The organism is Oleiphilus sp. HI0067 (assembly GCF_001635735.1).
Map to the genome: position 1 here is coordinate 1 of NZ_LWFI01000534.1, position 2,613 is coordinate 2,613.

The following is a 2,613-nucleotide window of genomic DNA, read 5'->3' on the forward strand; positions in this document are numbered from 1 at the left end:
TGCGATAGCATCGAATGGAACGGTCCAGTTCGCTAAGCCCTCTAATAGTGTGTTTTTGTATACTTCGTTCGATACTTGGTCGGCCATCTTGATTTCGAGTAGGGGGAGCTCCATTGCTTGGGCTTGAAGACGCACATACTCGATGGGAGTAGCTTGAATTGGCACAAGCGATTTGCTTTCAGAGTACGTCGTAACTAAACCAACAACTTCATATTCAGTTGACTCAATCATTCGTTGCATTGTAAGTGCTGAATCCTTTCCAGAACTCCAGCTAATAATTACTCGCTTCAAGTGCCGTGCCTTAGTTGGCGGTGATATCGATTCCGTAATTCTAAAAAATAGCCATCCCAATAGCACTAGAACAGAATCAATTATGTAAAAATAGCGTAGTGATTCATTGAGAGCAGTTTAATGTGAATGCTGTGATCATTGCTTCAGCCAACAATAATTAAGAGTAATAGCTATGAATGTTCTGATCACTGGTGCCTCTGGTTTTATTGGAGGGAGGTTAGCCTCTTATCTACTAAACAATGGGGTATACAAGGTGCGGGTAACCGGCCGTTCACAAGCCTTAATCGAGCAGTTTTCTGGAGAAGCAGTAGAGTGCTTAATTGGTGATTTAAGCGATGTAGAATTTACCAATCAGCTAACGAAAAATATCGATGTGATCGTTCATTGTGCTGGTTTGGCAGGTACTTGGGGAGACTACCAAGATTATTATCAGGCAAATGTTCTATCGACCCAATTGCTTGCGGATTCAGCGAAAAAAAATGGTGTGATGCGTTTTATCAATATCTCATCGCCGAGTATTTATTTAAATTTTGAGCATCAACTCGATGTAAAAGAGGACTATCTTCCCGCTGAGTTTTCAAATCATTATGCGCGCACTAAATACGAAGCTGAAGTCTTGGTTCAAGCTGCGCATTCGGAGTCTTTTCAAACCATATCATTGCGCCCACGAATGGTGATCGGGGCGGGCGATAACAATATTTTTCCGAGATTGCTAAACATGCAGAAGCAGGGCTTATTGAAGCAAGTGGGCGATGGTCATAATATCGTTTCGATGACTTCGATACAGAATTTATTGGTGTTAATTGAGCAATGTTTTGACGCGCCAAGTAAGGCAATGGGTCGCGCTTATAATGTCAGCAATGCGCAGCCAGAAAAGCTTTGGGAAGTGATCGATCAACTCTTTGTTGCAATGGAAATGTCAACAAAGCGGCCTTCTGTACCGTTTAAGTTGGCTTTCACTTTGGCGCGTTGCAATGCTTTTCTTAAAAAGCTGTTTCGTGTGAAAAAAGAGCCAGGCTTGTTGCCTGTGCCTGTTTCAGTGATGGGTAAATCAATGACGCTAAATATAGACGAAGCAAAGATGAGACTTCATTATCAGCCGACGGAGACAGCACATGATTCAGTCGAAGAATTTATTTCGTGGTGGAAAGCTCAGTCAAACAAGATTTAGATAGTTCGATTTAGTTTTTATGATCGCTCGCGTCGCAGTAGGGCGGTGTGGCGGTTTTACCACAGCCGCAAAGTGTTTTTGCTTCATCGCGATCCACTTGAAAGACAAGCGGGCGGATTTTTGAACCGTCATGCGAGCCATTGCAAAAAGGCAGGGTGCTCGAGTTCGAGCAGCTACACCAAAAGTAATACTTATTGCGTTTAAGCGAATGTTCTGAAGCTTTCGGGCAGTGTGTGCTCATGATGCTTTGCTGAATTATTGAGCGCTAAAGAATAAAGAAAAGCGTAAGGAATACCAACAGTTGATGCTTGAAACAATGCGGCGAAAGAAATGGGAAGAAGGAAATACTGGATAGTGGATTTGGGTGGGGAATGACCAGCTAGCCCTTCATTCAGATTGACGGGCTAGCTGGTAGAGTTCGGAGCTTGTTATTTACACTCGCTCAAGCTTTTGACCATTCCTTCGATCAGCGCATTGTAATGGCCTGGGCCTTCTTCAATTGCGCTACCAAGCGGGTCCATAATGCCGATGGTTGTGACCACTGAGCCTTCGAATACATTGCTCACTAAGCCTGAGTCAAACTGAGGCTCTGCAAAGACACAGGTCACATTGAGTTCCGTGACTTTATCTTTAATTTCTTTGATGCGTGCTGGACTTGGTGCTTCGGCATCTCCAAGTGTAATGGATCCAGTTGCTGGAACATTGAAGCGTTTTTCAAAGTATTGATAGGCATCGTGGAAGACGACAAACTTTGGTTCACCCAGTTCTGAAATTTGTGCTTGTGCGTTTGCAATTAGTTCATCCAGACCTGCGATTGCCTTTTCAGCATTCGCTTCGTATTTGTCAGCGTTTTCTGCATCCATTTTTGAAAGAGTGTCTTTAATCACAGTCACCCAGTTTTTCGCATTAACAGGGTCAAGCCATGCGTGAGGGTCTACTCCGTCATGGGCATGGTGATGACCTTCATGCTCATCATGTCCATGGTCGTCATGTCCGTGATCATCATGCTTGTCGTGTCCGTGGTCGTCATGCTTGTCGTGTCCGTGGTCGTCATGCTTGTCGTGTCCGTGGTCGTCATGCTTGTCGTGTCCGTGGTCGTCATGCTTGTCGTGTCCGTGGTCGTCATGNTTGTCGTGTCCATGGTCGTCATG

2 protein-coding genes and 1 pseudogene are annotated in these 2,613 nt (G+C 44.5%); 1 reads left to right on the top strand and 2 read right to left on the bottom strand.

What is annotated here, in order from left to right; genetic code table 11:
* A pseudogene (locus A3739_RS06250) lies at nt 1-291 on the bottom strand (hypothetical protein); the annotation flags it as partial.
* Between the two features lie 172 nt (nt 292-463).
* On the opposite strand from A3739_RS06250, the gene A3739_RS06255 reads away from it, so the two are divergent.
* The gene (locus tag A3739_RS06255; RefSeq protein ID WP_068482358.1) at nt 464-1,462 is read left to right on the top strand and encodes an NAD(P)-dependent oxidoreductase; all 999 of its coding nucleotides are present in this window, start codon (nt 464-466) and stop codon (nt 1,460-1,462) included.
* A 428-nt stretch (nt 1,463-1,890) separates the two neighbouring features.
* On the opposite strand, the gene A3739_RS06260 is transcribed toward A3739_RS06255, so the two are convergent.
* Nucleotides 1,891-2,613, bottom strand: a 723-nt coding sequence (locus A3739_RS06260) for a zinc ABC transporter substrate-binding protein (RefSeq protein WP_068500714.1), incomplete at its 5' end; no start/stop codon positions are given.

Bases quoted from the DNA above. Each gene is read 5' to 3' on its own strand.
- A3739_RS06255 (WP_068482358.1), top strand. From the start codon at position 464: ATGAATGTTCTGATCACTGGTGCCTCTGGTTTTATTGGAGGGAGGTTA.